Source organism: Tepidiphilus succinatimandens, assembly GCF_006503695.1.
Taxonomy (GTDB): Bacteria; Pseudomonadota; Gammaproteobacteria; order Burkholderiales; family Rhodocyclaceae; genus Tepidiphilus; species Tepidiphilus succinatimandens.
This window is the reverse complement of the sequence record NZ_SBIK01000014.1, coordinates 26,229-52,112: the sequence shown is the minus strand read 5'-3', so window position 1 is coordinate 52,112 and position 25,884 is coordinate 26,229. Positions and strand designations below refer to the sequence as shown.

Here is a 25,884-nt window from a genome sequence, read left to right as displayed (position 1 = left end):
CGCAGCGGTTCTTCGAGTGGCCCCCTTTGATCCTCAGCCCGCGAGCGCGGCGCGCAGGCGGGCATACACCGCCTGGGCGTCCGGGCGCACGCCGCGCCAGAGGAAGAAGCTCTCGGCGGCCTGTTCCACCAGCATCCCCAGGCCGTCGGCGGTGTGCGCGCCGTGCCGCGCCGCCTCGCGCAGGAAGGGCGTAGGGGCGGCGCCGTACATCATGTCATAAACGAAGGGCCTTGCGGCGAAGAGCTCCGGCGGCAGCGGCGGCAGCTCGCCGGCGAGGCTCGCGCTGGTGGCGTTGATCAGCAGCGTGAAAGGGGGGCGCAGCGCATCCCAGGTTTGCACGTCCAGTTTCACGCCCGTCTCGGCGGCGAGCGCTGCGAACGCGCGGGCGAGCGTCTCGGCGCGGGCAGGAGTGCGGTTGGCAAGCACCAGCCGCCGCGGCCGTTCGCGCAGAATCGGCCCCAGCACGCCGCGCGCGGCGCCGCCTGCACCCACGAGCAGCACCTCGGCTCCCGCGAGCGGCACGCCGTGGCGCCGTGTCAAGTCGCGCACCAGTCCCACCCCGTCCGTGTTGTCGGCCAGAAGCCGCCCCTCGCGTGCGATGAGCGTATTGGCGGCGCCGGCCTCGCACGCGCGCGGCAGCGCCTCGTCGGCGAGCGCCAGCGCCTCTTCCTTGAAGGGCAGCGTCACGTTGGCGCCGCGCCCTCCTTCGGCGAAAAAACGCCGCGCCGCTTCGGCGAAGCCCTCGGCGCCGGGGTCGATCGCCTCGTAGTCGAGATCCTGTCCCGTCTGTTCGGCAAAGGCGCGGTGGATGAAAGGCGACTTGCTGTGCGCCACCGGGTGGCCGAAGACGGCGTAGCGATCGGTCATTTCATTTCCCCTGCAGGCGCGATTCGCGGGTGAAGGTCCAGGTGCGCTTGATGACGATCACGTCGGTGTCGGCACGGATCTCCGGGGGAAACGGCGCATAAGGGGAACCGAGCCGGACGATGCGAAGCGCCGCCTCGTCGAGCACCGGCTGGCCGGAGGAGCGTTCGATGTGCGCGTCGATCAGCTCGCCATCGGCGCGGATCGACACCGACATGAGCAGGCTCCCGTAGAGTTTGCCCCGCGCTTCCTCGGGATAATTGAGGGTACCGATGCGCTCGACCTTGAGCCGCCAATCCTCGATGTAGCGCGCGAAGCGGTATTCCTTGACGTTGGCGCCGAAGAATCGCTTGCGAGGTTGCCCCGCCACGGCGCGTTCCGTGTCGTCGAGCGCCGCGTGCAGGCGGGCGACGCTCGCCGTCTGGTCGAGCAGGTCGAGGCCGCTCGGCGTGGGCGTGGCCGGAGCGGTGGGCTCGGGCGCGGAAGGAGTCGCTTTTTCAGGAGAGGGGCGGCTCAGCTTGCGCCTGGTGGTGCTGGCCGTTTCCTGATGTCGGCTGCGGGCTTCGAGCGGGCTGTCGCTGGGATGCTCGCGTTCGAGGGGAGGCTGGGCGGTGGTCGGAACGGGGGCGGTCTTCTCGTTGCCGCCGCCGGCAAGGGAGGTCTGGGCCAGGGCTTTTGCCTCTTCCGGCGTCGAGCGGCTATAGGCATTGACCAGGACGATCTCCAGCCCCTCGTCTTTCTGCGCCGCGAGCCGGGCTTCGGGCGGAACGAATCCCAGGGAGAGCAGCAGGGCATGCAGGGCGAGGGAAAGGAAGATCGCCCAAGCGAAGGGGGATCGCCGCCACTGCCGCCACGTGTGCGTTGCGGTATCGCGCAGGGAAAAAAGAGGCAGCGAACGGGGGTTCATGGCTCCACGATGAGGGCGGCGGTCGCGTCGGGGGATTCTTCCTGCGTAAGGAGACGACGGAAACGCAGCCGAAGTTCCATCTCGACGAGATCGATGCGCTCGACTTCCAGCTCGACCCGCCGACCCGCGTCGGTGGGGGGCAGGGAGGGAACCTTGGCGACGAGCGGGAGCCGCTCACAGCGCACGAGATCGTCACGCAACACCGTGGCGGTGAGCCGCTCCACCCGGTGCTGGCGCAGCCAGCGTAGGCACCAGTAGCGTTCCATGTGGCGCTGGAATTCCTGGTAGGTGGTGTAGGCTGCCTCGAACTGGCGCACGATGCCGAAGAGCTCCTGCCTCCGCTCGGGGAAAGGGGCGGGCGTGCCGCGTACCGTGGCAAGCAGCTGCATCTGGTTGACCAGGTCGACGTAGCGGCGCAGGGGCGAGCTCGACCAGGCATAGCAATCCACCCCCAGACCTTCGTGGCTCTCCGCCTCCAGCGCCATGCGCACCTTGCCGCCGGCGGGCTGGACGCGATAGATGCCCGGCAGCCCATGCTCCGCCAGGCGCTTGCCCCAGGTCTGGTTCGTGAGGATGGCGAATTCGCTCACCAGCTTGTCGATCGGTGCGCCGCGCGGGCGCGGGGTGATGCTCACCCAGCCGGGGCCGTCCTCCGTGACCCGCTCCCAATCGACGTGAAAGAGATAATCGATCTGATTCGGCGTGACCGAGGCTTTGCCGCGCCCCGCCTCGAGCACGGTGGCGAGCTCCCACAGCAGCTTGAGCTCCTCGCGCCAGGGCAGATCTTCGGGCAGGGCTTCCTGCAGCGTCTCTTCGTTGAAGAACGGCTCCAGGGCATGCAGGCGAAGGTTGGCCGCGATCGGCACGCGCTCGAGCCGCGTCTCCATGCCCTGGATGGCGAGCGAGGCATCGACGTCGAGGTACAAGGAGAGGGCGGGCGGGACGTGGCCTTCGGCCAGGGTGAAGCGATCGACCACGTCGGGCGGCAGCATGGTGATCTTGCGGCCCGGCATGTAGACGGTGGACATGCGGGCGCGGGCGATGGCATCGACCGCATCCCCGGGGGAAAGCCCCAGAGCCGGCGCGGCGATATGCACGCCGATGCGCCAGCCCCCGCCGGGGCGGCGGGTCACGGAGAAAGCGTCGTCGATCTCGGTGGTCGAGATGTCGTCGATCGAAAACGCCTGCACTTCGGCCAGCGGCAGATCCTCGCAAGGAGGCGGCTCGGGATGCTCGGGAAATTCCAGCCCTTCGGGGAAGACCTCGAAGAGGAAACGGCCGAAGTGGTAGTCGTGTGTCGAGGCGATCGCGCCGACCGAGAGCAGCAGCTGGGCCGTCGAGCAGCGCAGGGCGACGCTTGCGGCCTCCAGCGCCTGGGTTTCGGGGCGGTTGCGGTCGGGCCGGTAGAGGATCTGGGGCAGGGCCGCGGCGATCTCCTCGGGCAGACGTCCCGCTACGAGCTCGTCGCGCATGCGCTCGATCGCTTCCTGGCGCTTGCGTTTCTTCTCCAGACCGGCGAGCGCCGCCTGCAGGATCTCGGCCGGCGCCTTCTGGAAGCGTCCCTTGCCCTTGCGGTGGAAGTGGATCGGCGAGCCGTGCAGGCGCAGCAACAGCGCCGCCGCTTCGACCGCGGAGGGTTCGGCGCCATAGTATTCCCGCGCGAAGTCGAGATAGGAGAACTCTTCCTCGCCGCACACTTCCCACAGGAAGTCGGTGTCGAGCGCCTCGGCCCGGCGCTGGGCCTCGTCGAGCAGCGCCTGAGGTTCCGGTTCGCGGAAGGTGAGGAGCACGGCGTTGCGCTTGATCTTCAACCGGCGGCCGGAAGGAAGCTCGACGTGCAGCGTGGCCTCCTGCTCCGAGACGAGCGTGCCGGCCTTGAAGGCGCCGGACTCTTCGAAAAGGACGAACATGGAACGATGTCGAATGGCTTGATCGCCGGCAGTTTACCCGAAATCGGCGCGATGGCGGAAAAGACTCGGCGCAGCGGCTCAAGTTTTCCTCGCACCGGCCGATAATGCAAACCATGAGCTTCGTCGGGCCGAGAGGAGATACGACGCATCATGGACGCGATGAAAGGGATGACGGGATACGGGCTGCGCCTGCTCGTGCTCCTCGCGCTGGGCCTGCTCAGCCAGGCGGCGCTTGCCGAGTGGCAGACGGTGGCGCGCGACCGCGATCGCTTGGTGCAGATCGACCCGGCCACCTTGATTCCGGCCGAGGGCGGCATCAAGGTGGCGTGGGGACGCGTGGTCCTCAGCGCCGACGAAGCCAAGCGCCGCGGTTACGCCTCCGTCAAGGCGCTCAACCGCTTCGACTGCCAGCGCCGTACCTATACCACCGTCAAACGGGTGTATCTCGACGCCAACGACCTGCCGCTCTCCGAGGAGACCCTCCCCAAGCCGGAGGCGACGCCCATTCCGCCCGGCTCGGTCGACGAACGGCTGTGGCTGGTGGTCTGCCGCCCGCCCACGCCGGAGGAATTGAGCCGTATCGCCCAGGAAGCCCTGGGCTCGGCGCAGAGCGCGATGGAAGGTGCAGCCAAACAGCCCGCGCAGGCGGACGGAAAACCCTTGCCCCTGGGCGTCGACCTCGTCGATCCTTCGGCCTTGCCGCCCGAAGTGGCAAAGCTTCCGGTCCCTACGCCGCAGCCTGCAGTCAAGCCGCCGGTGAACCGTCCCGAGACTCCACCGCCGCCCTCTGCCGTGGCGCCTCAACCCCGGGCGCCGGCGCCGGTCGCTGCGGCTTCGGCCGCGGGGGGGCACCCTGCCGGCGTTCCCGCGTCCGCTTCCCGGCCACCGGTGCCGCGGGAAGCATCCCCTGCCATGGCCACTGCGGCACGCCGGCCGGTCGTCGCCCGTCGCACAGCTCCTTCGGGCAAGAACATCGCGGCGAAACGGCCCTCGCCCGGCGAATGGACCTACGCCGAGGGTCCGGCCGGCCCCGGGCGCTGGCACCTCCTCTCGCCCGACTGGCGCATCTGCCGCAAGGGCAAGCGTCAATCCCCCATCGCACTCGAAGGGGCGATTCCGGCCGATCTTCCGCCTCCTTTCTTCCGCTACCAACCCAGCCGGGTCGTCCTGCAGCAGGACAGGACGGGCCTGGTGCTCGAACCGGCGCGGGAACAGCGCCTGGGCTGGGAAGGAAAATGGTACCGGCTGGAGCGCATCAGCTGGCATCACCCCGGCATGCATCGGCTCGGGGTGCGCGTCGCCCTGGGGGAACTGGTCCTGCAGCATCGGGCCGAAGACGGCTCCCGCCTTTTCGTGGCCCTGCGCGTCGTCGCCGCCGAGCGCACCCATCCGCTGCTCGCCACGCTGGCGGACTGGGCCGGGCAGGGAAGCGCCGCACCGCGCGAATTGCCGCTCGACCTGCGCACGCTCGAACCGGTCGACGCCTCCTATTTCACCTACGAAGGCTCCGAGCCCTGGCCGCCGTGCCGCGAGGACGTGCGCTGGATCGTCTTCCGCGAGCCGCTCGAGGCCATCTCTACCGAGATCGCCCCGCTCACCCAGGGGCCGCGTACCAGCCGGCCGCTACAGCCGCGCCACGATCGACCCGTTTTCGGCATCGTGCGCTGAATGCCCGCCTCACAGGTCGGAGGGCAGCGGCGGGTCGGCGGCCTTGGGAGTGGCGGTGCTTCCGGATATACTGCCTCGATATCCAAGGTGGAGGCGTCCGTCCATGCCGACCGCGCTCGTTCGTTGCCGGGCTTTTTGCCTCCGCGCCGTGCTGCTGCCTGCCGCCCTGCTCGCCGCGCCTGCGGTGATGGCGGGCGAGACGCTCGTCTATCGTTGTACCTCTCCTGACGGCAGCATCCGCTTCGAGGCGAACCCCTGCGGCCCCGACGCCGCGGCAGTGACGCTGCGTCCGCCGCCGCCCTCGGCTCCGCCGGCGACAACGAAAAAAACGCGAGAGACCGTCGTCGAATCGCCCCAAGCGTTCGCCCTGCGCCAGCAGCGGCTCGCCCAGATCGAAAGCGAGCTGCGCGATCTCGCCCGCGAGCGCGATGCCTTGCGCGCACGCCACGCCGACGAGCGCATGGCGCTGGCGGTGCGCGAGCCTCCCGCCGACCTGAAACCCGCGCAGCGCGCAGCCTACGAAAAAGCCCGCGTGCGCGAGCGCGAAGGGGTGGAGCGGCGGCAGGTGAAGGAGATGGAATTCCTCGAGCGCCGCGCCGCGCGCCTGGAGCGCGAACGCACGCGCTTGCTGCAGCCGCCGGGACGGTGAGGCATCCCGCCGATCGGGGAGCGCCACCTGCACCTCGATCGCAGCGACGCCTCAAGGGGCGTCGGAATGAGGCGTTGCGTGGATGAGCCGGTGTTCCTGGTGGCGGATTTTGGCTTGACCATGTGCGCACAAATGGCGCACAATTGGATCTGCCATCAGGAGTCTATCAGGAGTCGTCCATGCCCACCCTTGCCAAAGACACCCGGCTGCATATCCGCTGCGATCAGGAGACGCGCCGTTTGCTCGACAAAGCCGCCGCGTATGCGCATATGAGCGTGTCCGAGTTCGTGCTCAGGAACGCGCTCGAGCAAGCCCGGTCGGTCGTGCAGGCCCACGAAGCCATCACCCTGTCTCAGGAGGATTTCGCGGCATTCTTGGACGCGCTGGATACGTCGGCCCCAGCCAACCCCGCATTGCAGCGTGCGTTCGTCCGTCACGCCAGGGATGTGCGGTAAATGGCCTATGTCATTCGCGCGTTCGACGGCGACGCGCGAACGGCCGGCTTCGATTGTGGCGAGAAGGCACTCGACGACTACCTGCAGCGCTACGCCTCGCAGGACATCAAACGCGGCGTGGCACGGATGTTCGTGGCCAGCCCGGTCGGGCATCCCCAGGTAGTGGCCGGTTTCTACACGCTCAGCGCCGCCAGCGTCGCTGCCGAGGCGCTCCCCGAGAAGTGGCGTAAAAAACTGCCGCACTACCCGGTGCCGGTGGCATTACTCGGCCGTTTGGCCGTGGACCGGACGTTTCAGGGACAGGGACTCGGTTCGATCCTGCTGGTCGATGCCTGCAAGCGCGTCGCCGCCGCCAGCGAAACGCTCGCGGTGGCCGCCCTCGTCGTCGACGCGAAGTCGCCCACAGCAGCCGCGTTCTACCGGCACTTCGGCTTCATCGAACTTCCCGGCCAGCCCGGCCGCTGGATGCTGCCACGCGCACACTTTGTGGATTTGGCGTGAGTCATCGTCTGCGCGTGGGTTATGTTCCAGATTTGGATGAGCTGCACCGCAATCTTGCCGTAGTCATTGCCCTGCCGCTCGAAGACGGCGAACCGAAGAGGGAATACGAGTTCGTCAGCCTCCATCAGGTCGCCGTGGCCGTGGCCAGCAGGGCGAGCAATTCCTCGCCCCAGCGCTCGCGCTTGCGTGCGCCGATGCCTTCGATTCCCGCCAGTTCCGCGAGTGTTGCCGGTGCGCGGCGCGCGAGTTCGCGCAGGGTCTTGTCGTGGAAGATCACGTAGGCCGGCACGCCTTCGGCCTGCGCCTGGCGCAGGCGCCAGCGCCGCAGACGCTCGAAGCGCGCCTGCTCGGACGGCGAGAGGGGTTCCGCCGCCGGCGCCGCGCTCGCCATTCCCGCGCCGCGGGCCGACCCTTTTGCCGCCGCGCGCGGCAGGGCGAGGGCGAAGGTTTCCTCGCCGCGCAGCAGGGGCTTGGCGCGCGGCGTGAGCACCAGGGCGCGATGCCGCTCGAAGTCGATCGAGAGATGGCCGCGCAGCAGCAGCTCGCCGAACACCGCCTGCCAGGTCTCGGCCGGCAGATCGACCCCCAGGCCGTAGGTGCTCACCCGGTCGTGCCCGCGGCGCACCACGGCCTCGCTCGCATGCCCGCGCAGCACGTCGATGAGGTGTGCCGCGCCGTAGCGCTGGCCGGTGCGATACACCGTGGAGAGCGCCTTGCGCGCCGCGTCCGTCGCCTCCCACGGCCGCACTGGCGCCAGGCATCGGTCGCAGCGCCCGCAGGGGCCGATGGTCTCGCCGAAATAGGCCAGGATCGCCTGCCGCCGGCAGCCGGTGCCCGCGACCATGTCCACCAGCGCGTCCAGCCGGCGGTGCGCCATCTCCTTTTGCTCCGGCAGCATGTCCGATGTTTCGACGAGTTGCCGGTGCCACGCCGCGTCCTCGCCGTCCCACAGGAGATAGGCCTGCGCCGGTTCGCCGTCGCGGCCGGCGCGCCCCGTCTCCTGGTAGTAGCCTTCGAGCGAGCGCGGCAGGTCGAGATGCGCCACGAAGCGCACGTCCGGCTTGTCGATGCCCATGCCGAAGGCGATGGTCGCCGTCATCACCAGGCCATCCTCGGCGAGGAAGCGCCGCTGATGGCGCTCGCGTACCTCGTGCGTGAGCCCGGCGTGGTAAGGCAGCGCCGGGATGCCGCGCTCGTTCAGCCAGCGGGCGAGCTTCTCCGTCTTGCCGCGCGACAGGCAATAGACGATGCCGCCGCCCTCGGGCGGTTGCCGCCGCAGGAAGGCGAGCAGCTGTGCGCGCCCGTCGCCGCGCTTGCGCTCGGCGGCGTAGAAGAGGTTGGGGCGGTCGAAACTGGTGACGAAGCGGCGCGCCTCGTGCAGCGCCAGGCGCGCGGCGATTTCCTCGCGGGCCGCCGCGTCCGCCGTGGCGGTGAGCGCGATGCGCGGCACCTCGGGGTAGCGCGCCGGCAGCATCGCCAGGTGAAGATAGTCGGGGCGGAAGTCGTGCCCCCACTGCCACACGCAGTGGGCCTCGTCGATGGCGAAGAGCGCGATCGCCCCCTGCGCGGCGAGCGCGTCGAGGAGCTCCAGGAAGCGGCGCGTCTGCAAGCGCTCCGGCGCGCAATAGAGGAGCTTCAGCCGCCCCTCGCGCGCCGCGCGCTCGATCGCCTCGGCTGCTTCCGGGGCGATACCCGAGTGCAGCGCGGCCGCGGCCACGCCGTTCTCCCGCAGCGCCGCCACCTGATCCTCCATCAGCGCGATGAGGGGCGAGATCACCACCCCCACGCCCTCGCGCAGCAGCGCCGGCAGCTGGTAGCACAGCGATTTTCCCCCGCCCGTGGGCATCAACACCAGCGCGTCGCCGCCGCGCGCCACGTGCGCCACGATCTCGGCCTGCGGGCCGCGAAAGCGCGCATGCCCGAAGACGCGCGCGAGCAACGCCTGCATGCGCGCGGCGAGCGCCGCGTCTTCCTCTTCCGCCACGAGCGCGCTCATCGGCTCGGCGCTACTCGGGACGATAGAGCTCGGCTCCGCCGCGCACGAATTCGCCCGCCTTTTCCTCCAGCCCCGCGGCGAGCGCCGCTTCTTCGGAGAGCGCCTTCTCTTCGGCGTAGAGGCGAACTTCCTGCGTGATCTTCATCGAGCAGAACTTCGGCCCGCACATCGAGCAGAAATGCGCCACCTTGGCCGACTCCTTGGGCAGCGTCTCGTCGTGGAATTCGCGTGCCTTGTCCGGGTCGAGCGAAAGGTTGAACTGGTCTTGCCAGCGGAACTCGAATCGCGCCTTGGAAAGGGCGTTGTCGCGGATCTGCGCTCCCGGGTGCCCCTTGGCAAGGTCAGCCGCGTGCGCCGCGAGCTTGTAGGTGACGATGCCTTCCTTCACGTCGGTCTTGTTCGGCAGCCCCAGATGCTCCTTGGGCGTGACGTAGCACAGCATCGCCGTGCCGTACCAGCCGATCTGCGCCGCGCCGATGGCGCTGGTGATGTGGTCGTACCCCGGGGCGATGTCGGTGGTGAGCGGCCCGAGGGTGTAGAACGGCGCCTCGTCGCACCATTCGAGCTCCTTGTCCATGTTCTCGCGGATGAGCTGCATGGGCACGTGCCCCGGTCCCTCGATCATCACCTGCACGTCGTGTTTCCAGGCGATGCGGGTAAGCTCGCCCAGCGTCTTCAGCTCCGCCAGCTGCGCGGCGTCGTTCGCGTCGTAGATCGAGCCGGGGCGCAGGCCGTCGCCCAGCGAAAAGGCCACGTCGTAGGCTTTCAGGATCTCGCAGATCTCCTCGAAGTGCGTATAGAGGAAATTCTCCCGGTGATGCGCCAGGCACCACTTGGCCAAAATCGAGCCGCCGCGCGAGACGATCCCCGTGAGGCGCTCGGCCGTGAGCGGGATGTGGGCAAGCCGCACGCCCGCGTGGATGGTGAAGTAATCCACCCCTTGTTCGGCCTGTTCGATGAGCGTGTCGCGGAAGAGCTCCCAGGTGAGCTCCTCGGCCTTGCCCTCGACCTTCTCCAGCGCCTGGTAGATGGGCACCGTGCCGATCGGAACGGGGCTGTTGCGGATGATCCACTCGCGCGTCTCGTGGATGTGGCGGCCGGTGGACAGATCCATCACCGTGTCGGCCCCCCAGCGGATCGCCCAGGTCATCTTGTCGACTTCTTCCTGGATGTCGGAGGCGAGCGCCGAGTTGCCGATGTTGGCATTCACTTTCACCAGGAAGTTGCGCCCGATGATCATCGGCTCGGATTCGGGATGATTGATGTTGGCCGGGATGATCGCCCGGCCGGCGGCCACTTCCGCGCGCACGAATTCCGGCGTGATCTCCTCGGGGATGCGGGCCCCGAAACGCTGCCCTGGATGCTGGCGCGCGAGGATCTGCGCGAGGCGCTCGCCGCGCGGGCCGCTTCGCGCCAGCGCCTCGAGATACGCCCGGCGGTTCTGGTTCTCACGGATGGCAATGAACTCCATCTCGGGCGTGACGAGGCCGCGGCGCGCATAGTGCAGCTGCGTCACGTTCGCGCCGGGCTTGGCGCGGCGCGGGGTGCGCGCAAGGCCCGGAAAGCGCAGCCCGGCGGTGGCGGGGTCCCGCAGGCGCGCCTGCGCGTGCGCACTCGTCGGGCCGGGCAGTTCCTCGGTGTCGCCGCGCTCTTCGATCCAGGCCCGGCGCAGCGGCGGCAGACCCCGGCGGATGTCGACCTGCGCCTCGGGGTCGGTGTAGGGGCCGGAGGTGTCATAGACGTAGATCGGCGGGTTGGGCTCGGCGCCGAAGGAAGCCGGCGTGTCCGCCTGCCGGATCTCGCGCAGGGGTACGCGCAGGTCGGGGCGCGAGCCCTGCACGTAGATCTTGCGCGAATTGGGGAAAGGCTGCACCGCGGCGGCGTCGACGCGCGCGCGCTCGGCGAAAAAATGGTCTCTGGCGTTCATGGATGCGCTCTCTGGCTGGGGAGGGCGAAGCGCCCGTCGCCCCATTATAGCCAGAGCGCGTGGAAGTGATGCAGCGGCCCGTGCCCGTGGCCGACGGCGAGCGCGCCGCTTGCCGCGATCGCCTCTTGGAGATAGCGGTGCGCCTCGCGGACCACCTCACGCATCGCCGCGTCGGTGAGCGGCGAGCCGGCCCGGGCGGCGAGCGCCGCGATCGCCGCGGCGTAGGTGCAGCCGGTGCCGTGCGTGTTCTTCGTCGCCGCCTTGGGGGCGGCGAATTCGTGCAGGTGCTCGCCATCGAAGAGCAGATCCACCAGTTCGCTCCCCGGCAGGTGCCCGCCCTTCAGGAGCACCCAGTGCCCGTCGTCGGTGGGCAGGAGCGCGCGCAGCGCCTCGGCCGCGCGGATCATCTCGCGCCGGCTCTCCGGCGCCGTGCGCCCCAGCAGCACCGCCGCCTCCGGCAGGTTGGGCGTGATCACGGTAGCGAGCGGCAGCAGCGCCTCCACGAGCGCGCCCACCGCCTGGCGGTCGAGCAGGGCATCCCCGCTCTTCGCCACCATCACGGGGTCGACCACCACGATGGGGCTTTGCCCCTGCGCCCGCCAGTGGGCGAGCCGCTCGGCCGTCGTCTCGATCACCGCGGCGCTGGCGAGCATCCCCGTCTTGGTGGCGGCGATCGCCACGTCGGCGAAGAGGGTGTCGAGCTGCGCGCGCAGGAAGTCCGCCGGCGGCACGTGCACCGCGCGTACGCCCTGGGTATTCTGCGCCGTGAGCGCCGCCACCACGCCGCAGCCGTAGGTGCGCAGCGCGGCGAAGGTCTTGAGATCGGCGTAGAGGCCGGCGCCGCCGGAAGGGTCGATGCCGGCAATCGAGAGTACGTTGGGCACGGCCTCAGGCATGGGCGGGCACCTCCGCACTCATGCCCTGCGTCAGCCACGCGCGCAGTTTCTTGATCGCCGCCGCCTCGATCTGGCGGATGCGCTCGGCCGAGACGCCATACTCCGCCGCCAGCGCCTGCAGCGTCTCCGGCTCCTCGGCCAGCCAGCGTCGGCGCACGATGTCGGCGCTGCGCGCATCGAGCCGGGAGAGCGCCGTGCGCAGCCCCTCGTCGGCGAGCCAGTGCGCCTCCGCTTCCAGCACCGCCTCCTCGGGCGTGGCGCCGGGATCGGGCAGATAGGCGATCGGCGCGGGGAGCGCATCTTCCTCGCCCTCCACCGTGGGCGCCTCCAGCGGCACCTCCGCCCCGGCAAAGCGCGCCTCCATCTCCAGCACCTCCTCGGGCTTCACCCCCAGCTCCTCGGCGATCGCCCGCGCCTCGGCCGGCTGCAGCGCGTTCCTCGAACCTTTGAGGCGGCGCAGGTTGAAGAAGAGCTTGCGCTGCGCCTTGGTGGTGGCGATTTTCACCAGGCGCCAGTTGCGCACGATGAACTCATGGATCTCCGCCTTGATCCAGTGCACCGCGAAGGTGACGAGCCGCACGCCGCGCGTCTCGTCGAAGCGGCGCACCGCCTTCATCAGCCCCACGTTGCCCTCCTGGATGAGGTCGGCTTCCGGCAGCCCATAGCCGAAATACTGCCGCGCGATCGCCACCACGTAGCGCAGGTGCGCCAGCACCAGGCGCCGCGCCGCCTCCAGGTCGCGCTCCAGGCGCCAGCGCCGGGCGAGCTCCTTTTCCTCCTCGGCGGAGAGCGGCGGGATGCTGCGCACCGCCCGCACGTACTGCTCCAGACTGGAGACGGGGCCCGGAAGCCCTGCCGCGTATCCCAGCGGTACGACCGCACTCATCGTCATCCTGCTCCTCCGTTCGTTTTTGCGCCCATGCAATTTAGCACTCGTGGCATGAGAGTGCCAACAGGTGTCTGCGGTTCCACTTCTGCTCCCTTGTCGCATTCACACAACAGCTTTCATCAATTTTGTTGTTTTCAGTATTTCCAATTGTTGGAGTAACAAAACTTATGTAAAAATCCGTTGCCCGCGTCTTCGAGGGACGCGGTGATCGATGGAGGGGAGTTTCCGCGCCTCCTGTTTACGGAATCGAAGGGAGACCAGAAATGAAAAAGAAACTGCTTGCATTGGCAGTGCTCGGCAGCCTCGCCGCGCCGGTGTTCGCGCAATCCAACGTCCAGATCTATGGCGTTGCCGATGCTTACATGCGCTACGGGCAGCTGATGGGCGACGATTTGATGAGCGTGCACGACGGCGGTATTGCCGGCAGCCGCCTCGGTTTCCGTGGCGAAGAAGATCTTGGCAACGGTTTGAAGGCGGTATTTTTGCTCGAGGAAGGATACGATATCAGCACCGGCAAGTCAGCCTATATGAGTGGAACGGATTCTGCGGCAAACTCCGGCAGCGACGTGTTCACACGCCAGGCCTACGTCGGCCTCAAAGGCTCCTTCGGCCAAGTTGCCTTGGGCCGGCAGTATGCTCCGGGCTACTTTGCCGATCCCTATGATCCATTCATGGGCGGCACGGTTGGTCCGATGGCTGACTTGACGACATTCGGCGGCCTCACCATTCAGCCGGCTTCGCTGGCGCGCTGGAACAATTCGGTGGCCTACAATGGTACCTTTCAGTCGGTGAGCATCGCCGCCATCTACTCGGCAGGTAACAGGGAAACCGAGATGGCGGGGTCAAGCGGCTATGATGCCAGCGACGACGACAAGTACGGCGTTTCGCTGAAATATGACAACGGGCCGCTCAAGCTGGGAGCCATTTATCAAGGTGTCAAATTCAAGTCTCGCTTTTCAGGGGGTTCATACATCGACTCGCCTGCCGACCGAGACGAAACCCAGCAAGATTGGTTGATCGGCGCCGCCTACAACTTCGGCGTGGCAACGGTGATGGGTCTCTATCAAAAAGGCTCGGACGTGTTCGGCAGGAGCGATCTCGACGTCGACTTCTGGCAGCTCGGTGCGGTCGTGCCGGTCGGCCCTGGAAATATTCGATTGGCATACGGGCAGGAAAAAATCGACACGCCGACCGGCCCCGATTACAAACCGAAGTCGTTCACTCTGGGTTATACCCAGGACCTCTCCAAACGTACTGCCGTCTATGTCGGTTATCACTATACCGACTATGATGATATGCCGTGGGGGACGGCACTGGACTATGGATTCGTAGCCGGTGCGAATGGCCACAGCACGACGAAGCCGGAGAATATGGATTCCACCAGCTTTGCATATGTCGGGATGATCCATAGATTCTGATTGGCGGCCAATCCCCTTCGACGTGCCTCCCCCGTGCCGTCTGCGGCGACGGGGGCTTCGTTTCTGCCGGCGCAGCATCGTGCTGCAATGCGTCGCCGCCATGACTGTTGTGGCGATACAACACCTTTGCCGTGAAATCATACCCTCCGCCGAAGCCTCCCTTGCCATCGTTCCCCGTCGCGGCCACAATATCATCAAGCTTCGCTCGGTTCAGTTCAGCGATGCTTTTCGGTGGGCGGCATCCTCCGCCCGAAGACGGACTTCCTTCTTGCAAGAGAGGAGAAACACGATGCAAAAGAAACTGATCGCACTGGCGGTGGCGGGCCTCGTCTCGGCGCCGGTGTTCGCGCAGTCGAACATCCAGATCTACGGTGTCGCCGACGCCTACATGAAGTACGGCGACTTCATGGGTGACGACGCGATGGGCGTCGACTCCGGCGGTCTGGCGGGCAGCCGCATCGGCTTCCGTGGCGAGGAAGACCTCGGCAGCGGCCTGAAAGCCGTGTTCGTGCTGGAACAAGGGATCAACATCGATAGCGGCAAGTCGACGGGGATGACGGGGGATGACGATAAGAATAGTGGTGACCAGACCTTCACCCGCCAAGCCTACGTCGGTCTGAAGGGCAACTTCGGTCAGGTCGCGTTGGGCCGTCAATACGCGCCGGGCTATTTCATCTATGCCTACGACGCGTTGCTCTCGGCGACGCCCAGCCCACAGAGCTGGCTGTCGCTGCTGGGCAATCTGACCATCACCCCGAACTCGCCGGCGCGCTGGAACAACGCCGTGGCCTACGACGGGGTCTTTCAGTCCGTTTCCTTGAGCGCCATTTATTCGGCGGGTAACCGCGAAAGCGACTCGGGGAAAAATCTTCTCAGCCCCAACGGCAAGCGCGTCGATTACGACGACGACGACAAATATGGCCTGGCCCTGCGCTACGACAACGGCCCGCTGAAAGTCGGCGCCATCTACCACGGCATCAAGTACAGCGGGCAGAACGTCTCCGATAAGTACGCCAAAGGGGATGATACCCAGAAAGAATGGTTCCTGGGCGCCTCCTACAACTTTGGCATGGCTACGCTCGCCGGCTCCTACCAGCAGGGCCGCGACGTGATGGGGGTGAACGGTTTCGACGTCGATCTGTGGCAGGTGGGCGTGATCGTGCCGGTGGGCGTGGGCAACATCCACTTCTCCTACGGGCAGGCCGATCTCGACAAGGTGGACAATGTCCTGTCGCGCGACGTGAAGCCCAAGTCCTTCACTGTGGCCTATACCCATGCGTTCTCCAAGCGCACCACCGGGTATCTCGGCTACAACAAGATCGACTACGACGATCTCACCTGGAACGACGCCTTCAACCTGGGGCAGACCGATTCCTCCTTCAATGGTCATTCTGGGACGGGCAAGGTGGACGACACCGACCTCTTCTTCGTCGGCATGTCCCATTCCTTCTGACGCCGACCGGTCGTTTTTCCATTCCATCGGGGAAAGGGGCTTCGGCCCCTTTTCTTTTGTGACGGCGGCGGGAACTCGTACCCGCCTCTCGGTTGACGTTGACGTCAACGTCATCTTCGCGCTACATTTCCGTTTGAAAAAACCGCATCGCACGAGGAGGGACTTTCATGAGCGATCCGCACGTCCAGCACAAAATCGCCCCGTACAAGCCGAAGAACAAGGTGCGCTTCGTCACCGCGGCGGCGCTCTTCGACGGGCACGACGCCTCGATCAACATCATGCGCCGCATCCTGCAAGCGACCGGCTGCGAGGTGATCCACCTGGGGCACAACCGCTCGGCGGGCGAGATCGTGCGCGCGGCGCTGCAGGAGGACGTGCAGGGGATCGCCGTGACGAGCTACCAGGGCGGGCACGTCGAGTTCTTCAAGTACATGGTCGATCTGCTGCGGGCGAACGGCGGCGAGAAGATCAAGGTGTTCGGCGGCGGGGGCGGGGTGATCGTGCCGCCCGAGATCCGCGAGCTCGAAGCCTACGGGGTGGAGCGCATCTATTCGCCGGAAGATGGCGCCCGTCTGGGGCTGCAGGGCATGATCAACGACGTGGTGCAGCGCGCCGACTTCGATCTCAGCCACGAGGCGCCGGCCACGCTCGAAGAGATCCTCGAGCGGCTGGGGCAGGGCGACTGGCGCACGCTCGCGCGGGTGATCACGGCGCTGGAGAACGACGCCTATCCCGATTCCATCCGCCGGGGGCTACTGGAGGCGGCCGCTTCGCTGCGCGTGCCCACGCTCGGCATCACCGGCACCGGCGGGGCGGGCAAGAGCTCACTCACCGACGAGCTGGTGCGCCGCTTCCGGCTGGACCAGGAGGACCGGCTGAAAATCGCCGTCATCTCCATCGACCCCTCGCGCAAGCGCACCGGCGGGGCGCTGCTGGGCGATCGCATCCGCATGAATTCGATCGAGCACGAGAACATCTACATGCGCTCGCTCGCCACGCGCGACACGGGCAGCGAGGTGTCGCGCTCGCTCAGGGAAGTGATCGCCGCCTGCAAGCTCACCGGCTACGATTTCGTCATCGTCGAGACTTCCGGCATCGGCCAGGGGGATGCGGCCATCGTCCCATACGTGGATACCTCGCTCTACGTGATGACGCCAGAATTCGGCGCCGCTAGCCAGCTCGAGAAGATCGACATGCTCGATTTCGCCGATTTCGTGGCGATCAACAAGTTCGACCGCAAAGGGGCGGAGGATGCGCTGCGCGACGTGCGCAAGCAGTATCAGCGCAACCGCGAGCTCTTCCATCTGGCGCCGGAAGAGATGCCCGTCTTCGGTACCATGGCCTCGCGTTTCAACGACGACGGCGTCACCGCGCTCTACCAGGCCATGTTGCCGCGGCTGGTGGCGCAGGGGTTGAACGCGAAGATCCCGGGCAAGCTGCCCGTGGTGTCGGTGCGCGCGTCCAGCAAGGGGCGGGCCATCATCCCGGCCGAGCGTGCCCGTTATCTCGCCGAGATCGCGCAGACGGTGCGCGACTATCATCGCCAGGTGCAGGCGCAGGCCCGCATCGCGCGCGAGCGCCAGTCCCTGCGCATCGCCAAGGCGCTCTTCGAGCGCTGTGGCAAGCCGGCCGAGCATTTCGACGAGCTCATCGCCTGGAAGGACGGGGAACTCACGCCGCACGCCAAGAAGCTGCTCGACCAATGGCCGACGCTGCGCGAGCTCTATGCCCAGGACGAGTATGTGGTGAAGATCCGCGGCAAGGAGATCCGCACCAGGCTCTATCACGAGTCGCTCTCGGGCAACAAGATCCGCAAGGTGGCGCTGCCCACGTTCGAGGACGAGGGCGAGGTGCTCAAATTCCTCATGAAGGAGAACGTGCCCGGCTCTTTCCCTTACACGGCCGGGGTCTTCGCCTTCAAGCGCGAGAACGAGGATCCGACGCGCATGTTCGCCGGCGAGGGCGACCCGTTCCGCACCAACCGGCGTTTCCGCAAGCTCACCGAAGGGATGCCGGCGGCTCGGCTCTCCACCGCCTTCGACTCGGTCACCCTCTACGGCTGCGATCCGGATGAGCGGCCCGACATCTACGGCAAGATCGGCAACTCGGGCGTGTCGGTGGCCACGCTCGACGACATGAAGGTGCTCTACTCGGGATTCGATCTGTGCGCGCCGAACACCTCGGTGTCGATGACCATCAACGGGCCGGCGCCGATGATCCTGGCGATGTTCTTCAACACCGCCATCGACCAGCAGATCGACAAGTTCCGCGAGCAGAACGGGCGCGAGCCCACGGAAGAGGAGGCGGAGAAGATCAAGGAGTGGGTGCTCTCCACCGTGCGCGGCACGGTGCAGGCCGACATCCTCAAGGAGGATCAAGGCCAGAACACGTGCATCTTCTCCACGGAGTTCGCCCTGAAGCTGATGGGCGACATCCAGGAGTACTTCGTCCATCACGACGTGCGCAACTTCTACTCGGTGTCGATTTCGGGCTATCACATCGCCGAGGCCGGGGCGAACCCCATCACCCAGCTCGCCTTCACGCTCGCCAACGGGTTTACCTACGTGGAAAGCTATCTGGCGCGCGGCATGCACATCGACGACTTTGCGCCCAACCTTTCCTTCTTCTTCAGCAACGGCATGGATCCGGAGTACGGCGTGATCGGGCGCGTGGCGCGGCGCATTTGGGCGATCGCCATGAAGCATCGCTACGGGGCCAACGAGCGCAGCCAGAAGCTGAAGTACCACATCCAGACTTCGGGGCGCTCGCTGCACGCGCAGGAGATGGATTTCAACGACATCCGCACTACCTTGCAGGCGCTCATCGCCATCTACGACAACTGCAACAGCCTGCATACCAATGCCTACGACGAGGCGATCACCACGCCCACGGAGGAGTCGGTGCGCCGGGCGATGGCGATTCAGCTCATCATTAACCGCGAGTGGGGTCTGGCGAAGAACGAGAACCCGAACCAGGGCAGCTTCATCATCGAGGAGCTCACCGACCTCGTGGAAGAGGAGGTGTTGCGCGAGTTCGAGCGTCTGGCCGAACGCGGCGGGGTGCTCGGGGCGATGGAGACGGGCTATCAGCGCAGCAAGATCCAGGAAGAGTCGCTCCATTACGAGCAGAAGAAGCACGACGGGAGCTTGCCCATCATCGGGGTGAATACCTTCCGCAATCCGAAGGGCGACGTCATCCCCGAGAAGCTCGAGCTCGCGCGCTCGACCGAGGAAGAGAAGCAAAGCCAGCTGCGCCGCCTGCGGGAATTCCACGAGCGCAACCGCGAGGAGGCGCCGAAGTGGCTCGCCAAGATCCAGGAGACGGCCATGGCCGGCGGTAACGTCTTCGAGGTGCTGATGGACGCGGTGCGCTACTGCTCGCTGGGGCAGCTGTCGCAGGCGCTCTACGAGGTGGGCGGGCAGTACCGGCGCAGCATGTGAGGTATGTGCCGCCCTGGACGGACGTCGCCGTGGCGGCGTCCGTCCGGCGCTTTCAGCAGCCGGCGGCGTGGTCGCGCTGGACCAGCGTCTTGATGAGGGCGAGCTTGCCGTGGAAGAAGTGGTCCGCCCCGGGGATGACGACGACGGGCCGCGTCTGTGGGCGGGCCCAGTCGAGGACGCGCGCGAGCGGGGCGATGTCGTCGTGCTCGCCGTGGATCAGCAGCGCCGGCAGCGTCTCGGGAAGCGTGGGCGTGTCGTACTGCTTGCCGCTGCCCAGCGCGAGGCCATGCGGCAGACCCACGAGCGTGAGGTGGCGCGGCGGGTCGGGCAGCCGTCCGACGACGCGGGTCTGCACGTAGGCGCCGAAAGAAAAGCCCGCGAGCGCGAGTTCGCCTTCGCCCCAGCGCTCGCCCGCCCAGGCAAGGAGCGCGAGCATGTCTTCCGTTTCGCCTTCGCCGTGGTCGTGCCGGCCCTCGCTGCGCCCGACGCCGCGAAAGTTCGGCCGCAGCGCGGCGTAGCCGAGTTCGGCGTAGGCGCGCGCGAGGGTGTAGGTGACCTTGTTGGTGTTGGCTCCGCCGAAGAGCGGGTGGGGATGGCACACGAGCGCCACGCCGCGCGGCGCGGCGGGCAGGTCGGCGAGCACTTCGATCGTGCCGGCCGGGCCGGGGGCGAGCAGAGTCTCGACGCGAATCCGGGTCATGATCGTTCGGGCAGTCGCAAGCGCTCGACGGGGCGGCCACCGACGAGATGCTCGTCGATGATCTCGTCGATGTCGGCCTCGTCGAGGTAGGTGTACCACACGCCTTCGGGGTAGACGACCAGCACCGGCCCTTCGTCGCAGCGTCCGAGGCAGCCGGCCTTGTTGATGCGTACTGCCCCTTTGCCCTTCAGGCCCAGCGCCTCGATGCGGGCCTTGGCATGCGCGAGCAGGGCGCTCGCGCCGTGATCCTCGCAGCAGGCTTCGCCCGCCGGGCGCTGGTTGCAGCAGAAGAAGACGTGGTGGCGGTAGTAGCCCATCGTCAGAACTTCACTTCGAGCACGACGTGGTGCAGGTTGAGTCCGTCGTTGTCGCTGGCGATGCCGGCGTTGGAGTAGTGGGAGAAGCGATAGCCGATCGACCAGGTCTGGTCGATCGAGACGCCGACGCCGATCTGCTCGGTAAACTGGAAGGCGCTGCCCAGATCCTTGTCACCGAGGTGGGTGTCGCTGAAGCCGGCACCGCCGAGGCCGAGGTCGAGGTAGGGGCGCACGGCGCCCATGCCGCGTTCGAGGCGGAAGCGCAGGAGCGCGCCGAGCTCGCCGGCATCGTCGTTGCCTGGATGGTTGCCGTCGTACTCGAGGTAGGAGGCTTCGACTTCGGGCGAGAGGGTGGCCTGCCAGCCGCCCCAGACGTCGCCCCAGAAGGGCTTGAAGCGGTAGGAGAGGCCATAGCGGTCGATGTCCCCGTCTTGGCCGTAGAAGGCGGTCATCGAATTCTTGTCCTGGGCGAGGACGGGCAGGCTCAGGCAGGCGGCGATCAGTGCCGGGACGAGACGTTTCATTGGGTGCTCCCAAGGTGGTCGTTATGGTACGAAATCATACGCCGAAACGCTCCGGGCCGTATCCACGGGCGAGTTCGCGGGCGTCGGGTTCGGCGAGCAGCAAGGCGACGAAGTCGGATAGAGTTCAGTATAGTCCGTCCGCGTCAGGGAAACGCTGAATGATTCGCTGCGCGGGCGAATTGCTGCGTTGCGCGGTGCTCGATCCCTCGCCTATCTACTCGATATGTCTCGGTCGCTGCGCTACCTTCCGCCTTGCGTTTCATCCCGCTCGCTCATTTCTTCAGCGTCCCCTAGAGGGCGAGGCTGCGCCCGCCATCGACGGCGAGGATCTGGCCGGTGACGTAGGGGGCGTCTTCCAGGAGGAAGCGCACGGCGCGGGCGATGTCGCCGGGTTCGCCCAGGCGCTGCAGCGGGATCTGGGCAAGGATGCGCTCGCGCTCGGCGGGCGGGTATTGATCGTCTTCCGGCCACAGGATGGCGCCGGGGGCGATGCCATTGACGCGCACCGCCGGGGCGAGCTCGATGGCGAGCGCCCGGGTGAGACCGGCGAGCGCCGCCTTGGCGGCGGTGTAGACGGGGTAGCGCGGTAGCGGTCGCTCGGCGTGGATGTCGACGACATTGACGACCGCGCCGCGCCGGCGCGCGAGCTCGGGCGCAGCCGCCTGGGTGAGGAAGAAGGGGGCGCGGGCGTTGGCGCCGAGCAGATCTTCCCACTGCCCGGGGGTGACCTCGGGAAGCGGCGTGGGGTAGAAGCTGGAGGCGTTGTTGACCAGCGCGTCGAGCCGGCCGAAGCGGTCGAGCACGGCGGCGACGAGCGCGGGGGCACACGAGGGGGCGGCGAGCTCGGCGGCGAAGGCGGCGGCGCTGGCGGGGCGCTCGGCGTTGAGCTCAGCGGCGAGCTGCTCGGCGGCCGTCGCCGAGGTGCGATAATGCAGCGCGACGTTCCAGCTGTGTGCGTGCAGATGGCGGGCGATGGCTGCACCGATGCGCCGGGCGGCGCCGGTGATGAGGACGACGGGGCGATGCTCGGGGGGCGAGGAGGTCATGGCTTCGTCCAGCGGGCAGAAACCAGACAATGGTAGCGTGAAACGGGGGGCTCGAGTGTTCGAACGGGAGCGGACGACGAGGGGATTGCCGGCGCCGGAGCCGGAAGTGGTGGCGGCGAGCGAAGTCTTGCGCGCGCGCATCGCGGCGCGCATCGGGGAGGCCGGCGGCTGGGTGCCGTTCGCCGATTACATGCGCTGGGCGCTCTACGAGCCGGATCTGGGCTATTACAGCGGCGGAGCGACGAAGTTCGGCCCGGCGGGAGATTTCATCACCGCGCCGGAGATCACGCCGCTCTTCGGGGCGACGCTCGCCGAGGCGATCGCACCGGTGCTGCGGCAGACGGGGGGGATCGTGCTCGAAGCCGGGGCGGGCACGGGTTTGCTCGCAGCCGACGTGCTGCGCCGGCTCGCCGAGCTCGGGACGCTGCCCGAGCGTTACGCCATCCTGGAGGTATCGGGGTCGCTGCGTGCGCGCCAGCAGGAGACGATCGCGGCGCAGGCGGGGGAGCTCGCCGAGCGCGTGGTCTGGCTCGATGCCGTGCCCCAGTCTTTCTGCGGGGTGCTGCTCGCCAACGAAGTGCTCGACGTGCTGCCGGTGCATCTGGTGGGCACGGCCGAAGGGGAGGTGTTCGAGCGCGGCGTGACGGTGCGCGACGGGGCGCTCGCCTGGGAGGATCGTCCGCCGACGCCGGCGGCGCTCGCCGGGCTGGAGGGGATCGAATTGCCCCGGCTGGAGGGGCAGGAGTACGTGACGGAAATCCATCCGGTGGCGCGCGCCTGGGTGGGGACGCTCGCCCGTGCCCTGCAGGCGGGCATGCTGCTCTTGATCGACTACGGTTATCTGCGGGAGACGTATTACGTGCCGTGGCGCTGGCGCGGCACGCTGCAATGTTATTTTCGCCACCGGGTGGTGGAGGATCCGCTGTGGCTGCCGGGAGCGATGGACATCACCAGTTTCGTCGATTTTACTGCCGTGGCCGAGGCGGCCGAGGCCGAGGGGCTGGAGACGCTGGCCTTCATGAATCAGGCGGGGTTTTTGCTGGCCAACGGCATCCTGCAGCGGCTGGAGGAACGCGCCGAGCCGGGGAGCCTCGCGTACCTCAAGGCGGCGCGCGCCCTGCAGCGGCTCATCATGCCGCACGAGATGGGGGAGCTCTTCAAGGTGATCGCGCTGGGGCGGGGGATCGAGCTGCTTCCTTGGGAATGAGCGCGTTCAGGCGGCTTGCGCTGCCGGCTGCAGCACTTGGGCGATGGCCTGCGCGGCGCGCTCCCAGCCTGGTTCGAGCATGAGGGTGTGGCCAAACTCGGGAAGGATGCGGGCGGTGGTGCCGTAGAAACGCGCCGTGGTCTCCACCTGGTCGGGCGGGATGATTTTGTCGTGTTCGGCGCCGAAGACATGGACCGGTGCGGGGTGCTGTCTGGTTCGATCGATGCGCGAAAACCCCATCATGTCCCAGATGGCGCGCAGCGATTCGGGGCCGCTCGCGGCCAGGTAGCGGGCGAGATCCGCTTCGGGCGGCAGATGGTGGAAGAGTGCCTCGACCAGGCTGCGGTGCGGTTTGCGCTTGCCGGTCATGAAGAGGTTCATCTCGAGCAGCGCCAAGGGCGAGCTCAGCAGCATGTGCAGGAGCGACCCGGCAAGCCCGGTGGGCGGTACCGAACACAGCAGCACGATCGCCGGAAAAGGGTGGCGCTCAAGCGCTTTCTGGGCGACGAATCCGCCCATGGAGTGGCCGATGAGGATGGGCTCGGCCGGCAGGCGTTCCTGGGCGCGCAGCACGTCGTCGACGTAGTCGTCGATGGAGAGCGTGTCGCGCGGGCGGCTGGTGCGTGAGCCGCCGTGGCCGCGCAGCGACAGCGCCCAGGCGTCGAACCCTTGGGCGGCGAACCAGGGCAGGAAGTGCTCCTGCCAGCACCAGGCGCCGACGTAGGCGCCGTGGATGAAGAGGAGCGGCGGGACATCGAGCGCCCGGGCAGGGGCTTCGTGCAGCAGTTCGAGGCAGTCGGTCATCTGGGGCTCGGTAGAGAGGGCTTTGGGGTTTCCCCGGCGTCGGTGTACCGAGGTAAGCCGTTCATGATACTACGGGGTCAGGCGTCCTTCGCGGTGGGCGAAGATAAGGCGACGGGGCCGTTTTCCTTGCGTCGTTCGCGCGCCTTGACCGCGGCCACGCGCGCTTCGTGCAGCCGCGCCGGAATCTGGCTGCGTTCGGCGCAGGTGCGGGCGATGGCGCCGGCGTCGACGCTGCGGGCCGCCTCCAGCGTGTCGCGCCACAGGGTGGCGACAGGTGCGTAGTCTACGTGCAGTCCGGGGCGGCCGAGGGCGTCGCAGGCGCAGGCATCTAGCAGTTGTAGGAAACGCTCGGGGCGGCGCAGGGCGTCGCAGCGCTCGAGTACGCGCACGCGGGTGGCGGGGCGAAGGCGCGGGCCGCGGTGAATGAGTCCGTGCTCGCGCGCGGTGAGCACGGCGAGTTCGCGGCACTCGACGGGCGTGCGCAGCCGGGCACAGATCGAAGGGATGAGCGCCGCGCCGCGGGCTTCGTGTCCGTAATGGTGCGGCCAGAGTTCTGGCGGCGTGCGCCCTTTGCCCACGTCGTGCAGCAGCACGGCGAAGCGGGTGGGGAGCGGCAGGGCCCGTTCGGCCGCCATGCGCAGGGCAGCGAGCACGTGCACGCCGGTGTCGATCTCGGGGTGGTAGTTTGGCGGCTGGGGGATGCCGAAGAGGGTGTCGATTTCGGGCAGCAGACGCGCGAGCGCGCCGCATGCGCGCAGCACCTCGATCATGCGATCGGGCCGCGGCTCCATGAGGCCGCGGGCGAGTTCCTGCCAGACCCGTTCGGGTACGAGGTGATCGACTTCGCCCTCTTCCACCATGCGCCGCATCAGCGCGAGCGTCTCGGGGGCCAGGGTGAAGTCGGGCAAGCGGGCGCTGAAGCGCGCCACGCGCAGGATGCGCACCGGGTCTTCGGCAAACGCTGGACTGACGTGGCGCAGCACTTTGCGGCGCAGGTCTTCGAGTCCGCCGTAGGGGTCGATGAGGCGGCCCGTTTCGTCGCGGGCCATGGCGTTGATGGTGAGGTCGCGCCGCGCGAGGTCTTCTTCGAGGGTGACTTCGGGGCTGGCGTGAAAGGCGAAGCCGTGATAGCCGCGCCCGGTCTTACGCTCGGTACGCGCAAGCGCGTATTCCTCTTTCGTCTGGGGGTGCAGGAAGACGGGGAAATCCTTGCCCACGGGCAGGAAGCCGCGCTCGAGCATCTCTTCGGGCGTGGCGCCGACCACGACCCAGTCGCGGTCGCTCACCGGCCGTCCGAGGAGTTCGTCGCGCACGGCTCCGCCGACGCAGTAGATCTTCATCCGTGCCGGGCGCGCATGCGCCAGAGGACGTAGCGGCTGCGGAAGGTATCGTTGGCGAGATAGGCCGGCGCGATCGCTTCCATCGGCGTGGGTTCGAGCCCGAAGGGCAGCGGCTCATCGTGGGCCACGCTGTCGATCGAGAGCGAATCGAGCATGTCGCGCGTGAGCGGCGGGTTGGGCAGGAGGTGTTCGAGCAGCCACGCCTGCATCCGGGCGAGCCGCGGCGGGAGCGCCACCACGCGGCGCGGATGGCCGCTCGTGCGCGCGGCGTAGGCGACGATCTCGGCGAGCGTATAGACGGTGGGGCCGGCGAGCTCGTAGGTTTGTCCCGCGGCCTTGGCGGTGGCGGCGGCGCGCAGGATGACCTCGACGACGTCGCCCACATAGACCGGCTGCAGCTTGGCCTGCGCTGCGCCGATGGGCAGGATGGGGAAGAGCCGGGCGAGGGCGGCGAAGCGGTTGAGGAAGGAGTCGCCGGGGCCGAAGATGGCCGAGGGGCGCAGGAGGGTCCAGTCGAGCCCGTCGCCGGCGGCGCGGATGCGCGCTTCGCCGTCCGCCTTGGAGCGCAGGTATTGCGAGGGGGCGTCGGGCGCGGCGCCAAGGGCGCTCAGGTGGATGAGGCGGTGCACGTCCTGTGCCTGGCAGGCTTCGGCGAGTTTTTGTGGCAGTTCGACGTGGACGCGGGCAAACTCGGGGCCGTAGGGGGTGCCGGGGCGCGAGTGCAGGGTGCCGACGAGGTTGACCACCAGGCACTTGCCGGCGCACAGGCGCTCGAGCGTCTTCGGGTCGTGCACGTCGGCTACGACGATTTCGACCGTGGGCAGCAGCTTGAGATCGCGCGCATTCTGCAGGCGGCGCGTGGGCACGACGACGCGCCAGCCTTCGGCGACGAGCCGGTCGAGCAGGTGGCTGCCGACGAATCCGGTGCCGCCGAGGACGAGGGCGGTGCGTTCGGTCGCGGTGGTCATGGTCG

At 67.7% G+C, this 25,884-nt stretch carries 22 protein-coding genes; 8 read left to right on the top strand and 14 right to left on the bottom strand.

Annotation, left to right across the window (positions count from 1 at the left end):
* Positions 1–33: 33 nt before the first annotated feature.
* The 3 genes from aroE to EPD82_RS09295 are packed head-to-tail and all read right to left on the bottom strand — an operon-like array spanning position 34 to position 3,681.
* Positions 34–867, bottom strand: a complete 834-nt coding sequence (gene aroE / locus EPD82_RS09305; RefSeq protein ID WP_141056506.1) for a shikimate dehydrogenase — start codon at positions 865–867, stop codon at positions 34–36.
* A 1-nt stretch (position 868) separates the two neighbouring features.
* On the bottom strand, positions 869–1,771 hold the full coding sequence (locus tag EPD82_RS09300; protein WP_141056505.1) for an energy transducer TonB: 903 nt from the start codon (positions 1,769–1,771) through the stop codon (positions 869–871).
* The gene (locus tag EPD82_RS09295; protein WP_141056504.1) at positions 1,768–3,681 is read right to left on the bottom strand and encodes a ribonuclease catalytic domain-containing protein; all 1,914 of its coding nucleotides are present in this window, start codon (positions 3,679–3,681) and stop codon (positions 1,768–1,770) included. Before EPD82_RS09295 ends, EPD82_RS09300 begins: the two co-directional genes overlap by 4 nt.
* 150 nt (positions 3,682–3,831) lie before the next feature.
* Between EPD82_RS09295 and EPD82_RS09290 the strand changes: the two genes are divergently transcribed.
* From EPD82_RS09290 to EPD82_RS09275, 4 genes are all read left to right on the top strand, one after another.
* Positions 3,832–5,349 (top strand): surface-adhesin E family protein, encoded by a 1,518-nt coding sequence (locus EPD82_RS09290; protein WP_141056503.1) that lies wholly within the window; start codon positions 3,832–3,834, stop codon positions 5,347–5,349.
* 103 nt (positions 5,350–5,452) lie between these two features.
* A complete protein-coding gene (locus EPD82_RS09285; RefSeq protein WP_055423881.1) occupies positions 5,453–5,998 on the top strand; it encodes a DUF4124 domain-containing protein in 546 nt (181 codons plus the stop codon).
* Positions 5,999–6,177: 179 nt separating this feature from the next.
* Positions 6,178–6,453 (top strand): type II toxin-antitoxin system TacA family antitoxin, encoded by a 276-nt coding sequence (locus tag EPD82_RS09280; protein WP_055423882.1) that lies wholly within the window; start codon positions 6,178–6,180, stop codon positions 6,451–6,453.
* Positions 6,454–6,954: a GNAT family N-acetyltransferase gene (locus tag EPD82_RS09275; RefSeq protein WP_055423883.1), complete on the top strand. Its 501-nt coding sequence runs from the start codon at positions 6,454–6,456 to the stop codon at positions 6,952–6,954.
* 124 nt (positions 6,955–7,078) lie between these two features.
* Here the strand turns inward: EPD82_RS09275 and recQ are convergent, their stop codons facing one another.
* The 4 genes from recQ to rpoH are packed head-to-tail and all read right to left on the bottom strand — an operon-like array spanning position 7,079 to position 12,665.
* Complete coding sequence (gene recQ / locus EPD82_RS09270; protein ID WP_141056502.1) at positions 7,079–8,950, bottom strand: DNA helicase RecQ; 1,872 nt, start codon at positions 8,948–8,950, stop codon at positions 7,079–7,081.
* Positions 8,951–8,960: 10 nt separating this feature from the next.
* Positions 8,961–10,877, bottom strand: coding sequence for a phosphomethylpyrimidine synthase ThiC (gene thiC, locus EPD82_RS09265; RefSeq protein ID WP_055423885.1), 1,917 nt, complete (start codon positions 10,875–10,877; stop codon positions 8,961–8,963).
* A 44-nt stretch (positions 10,878–10,921) separates the two neighbouring features.
* On the bottom strand, positions 10,922–11,773 hold the full coding sequence (gene thiD / locus EPD82_RS09260) for a bifunctional hydroxymethylpyrimidine kinase/phosphomethylpyrimidine kinase (protein ID WP_141056501.1): 852 nt from the start codon (positions 11,771–11,773) through the stop codon (positions 10,922–10,924).
* The gene (gene rpoH, locus EPD82_RS09255) at positions 11,766–12,665 is read right to left on the bottom strand and encodes an RNA polymerase sigma factor RpoH (RefSeq protein ID WP_141056500.1); all 900 of its coding nucleotides are present in this window, start codon (positions 12,663–12,665) and stop codon (positions 11,766–11,768) included. The genes thiD and rpoH overlap by 8 nt, the downstream gene beginning before the upstream one ends.
* Positions 12,666–12,925: 260 nt before the next feature.
* Here rpoH and EPD82_RS09250 point away from each other — a divergent pair, with 260 nt between their 5' ends.
* From EPD82_RS09250 to icmF, 3 genes are all read left to right on the top strand, one after another.
* On the top strand, positions 12,926–14,080 hold the full coding sequence (locus EPD82_RS09250; RefSeq protein ID WP_141056499.1) for a porin: 1,155 nt from the start codon (positions 12,926–12,928) through the stop codon (positions 14,078–14,080).
* Between the two features lie 289 nt (positions 14,081–14,369).
* Complete coding sequence (locus EPD82_RS09245; protein ID WP_141056498.1) at positions 14,370–15,533, top strand: porin; 1,164 nt, start codon at positions 14,370–14,372, stop codon at positions 15,531–15,533.
* A gap of 167 nt (positions 15,534–15,700) precedes the next feature.
* Positions 15,701–18,973, top strand: coding sequence for a fused isobutyryl-CoA mutase/GTPase IcmF (icmF, locus tag EPD82_RS09240; RefSeq protein ID WP_141056497.1), 3,273 nt, complete (start codon positions 15,701–15,703; stop codon positions 18,971–18,973).
* A 52-nt stretch (positions 18,974–19,025) separates the two neighbouring features.
* On the opposite strand, the gene EPD82_RS09235 is transcribed toward icmF, so the two are convergent.
* The 4 genes from EPD82_RS09235 to EPD82_RS09220 all read right to left on the bottom strand — a co-directional run bounded on the left by EPD82_RS09235 (position 19,026) and on the right by EPD82_RS09220 (position 21,560).
* The gene (locus EPD82_RS09235; RefSeq protein ID WP_141056496.1) at positions 19,026–19,673 is read right to left on the bottom strand and encodes an alpha/beta hydrolase; all 648 of its coding nucleotides are present in this window, start codon (positions 19,671–19,673) and stop codon (positions 19,026–19,028) included.
* Entirely contained in the window at positions 19,670–19,990 is a 321-nt protein-coding gene (locus tag EPD82_RS09230) for a (2Fe-2S) ferredoxin domain-containing protein (RefSeq protein WP_141056495.1), read from the bottom strand. The genes EPD82_RS09235 and EPD82_RS09230 overlap by 4 nt, the downstream gene beginning before the upstream one ends.
* A 2-nt stretch (positions 19,991–19,992) precedes the next feature.
* The gene (locus tag EPD82_RS09225) at positions 19,993–20,514 is read right to left on the bottom strand and encodes an acyloxyacyl hydrolase (protein WP_141056494.1); all 522 of its coding nucleotides are present in this window, start codon (positions 20,512–20,514) and stop codon (positions 19,993–19,995) included.
* Between the two features lie 290 nt (positions 20,515–20,804).
* Positions 20,805–21,560: a pteridine reductase gene (locus tag EPD82_RS09220; RefSeq protein ID WP_141056493.1), complete on the bottom strand. Its 756-nt coding sequence runs from the start codon at positions 21,558–21,560 to the stop codon at positions 20,805–20,807.
* Between EPD82_RS09220 and EPD82_RS09215 the strand changes: the two genes are divergently transcribed.
* Positions 21,559–22,767: a class I SAM-dependent methyltransferase gene (locus EPD82_RS09215; protein WP_141056492.1), complete on the top strand. Its 1,209-nt coding sequence runs from the start codon at positions 21,559–21,561 to the stop codon at positions 22,765–22,767. The two genes, EPD82_RS09220 and EPD82_RS09215, sit on opposite strands and share 2 nt — an antisense overlap.
* Positions 22,768–22,773: 6 nt before the next feature.
* Here the strand turns inward: EPD82_RS09215 and EPD82_RS09210 are convergent, their stop codons facing one another.
* From EPD82_RS09210 to EPD82_RS09200, 3 genes are all read right to left on the bottom strand, one after another.
* Entirely contained in the window at positions 22,774–23,571 is a 798-nt protein-coding gene (locus EPD82_RS09210) for an alpha/beta hydrolase (RefSeq protein WP_141056491.1), read from the bottom strand.
* A 77-nt stretch (positions 23,572–23,648) separates the two neighbouring features.
* On the bottom strand, positions 23,649–24,911 hold the full coding sequence (locus tag EPD82_RS09205) for a multifunctional CCA addition/repair protein (RefSeq protein ID WP_055423896.1): 1,263 nt from the start codon (positions 24,909–24,911) through the stop codon (positions 23,649–23,651).
* A complete protein-coding gene (locus EPD82_RS09200; RefSeq protein WP_141056490.1) occupies positions 24,908–25,879 on the bottom strand; it encodes a complex I NDUFA9 subunit family protein in 972 nt (323 codons plus the stop codon). Before EPD82_RS09200 ends, EPD82_RS09205 begins: the two co-directional genes overlap by 4 nt.
* Positions 25,880–25,884 lie beyond the last annotated feature (5 nt).